Here is a 506-nt window from a genome sequence, read left to right on the forward strand (position 1 = left end):
GTCGACGGCCAGGCCGCGACGTCGCTCCTCTGCTGCCGTGGGCCCTGGAGGCGGTCAGGCTCCGGCTCGGACCTCGCCACGGCGGCGGGAGTTCGACAGGTGGGTGCGCATGGCGGCCGATGCGGCCAGGGGGTCGCCGGCGGTGATGGCGTCCAGCACCGCTCGGTGCTCCGCGGCAACGGGGGTGAGGCGTGGTCCGCCCGCGTCCGTGCTCCCTCGTTCCAGGCGGTACCGGGGCATCGAGATCATGGTGGGACCCAACCCGGTCAGGGCGTCGACGAAGTAGGGGTTGCCACTGGCTTCGGCCACACCGCGGTGGAACTCGAAGTCGCGGGCCAGCGCGGCAGACGGATTCCGGCCGTCCCGTTCGAAGCCGTCCAGCGCGGCCCCCAGGGCGGCCAGATGCCGCGAGGTGCGCGCAGCCGCGGCCAGGGCGGCCGCCTCGGACTCCACGGCGATCCGGTAGGCGAGCAATCGGCGACGGTCCTCGAGCGTGCGGACGGGGC

General features: G+C 74.5%; 1 protein-coding gene. It reads right to left on the reverse strand.

The genetic code is table 11. The annotated features are described in order from the left end of the window. Positions 1 to 54 precede the first annotated feature (54 nt). Positions 55 to 506 (reverse strand): FadR/GntR family transcriptional regulator (locus tag RF647_RS19335; protein ID WP_368813149.1); only part of this gene is annotated, 452 nt, incomplete at its 5' end.

Origin of the sequence: Kocuria sp. CPCC 205263 (assembly GCF_040981075.1) — a bacterium.
Classification (GTDB): Bacteria; Actinomycetota; Actinomycetes; order Actinomycetales; family Micrococcaceae; genus Kocuria; species Kocuria rosea.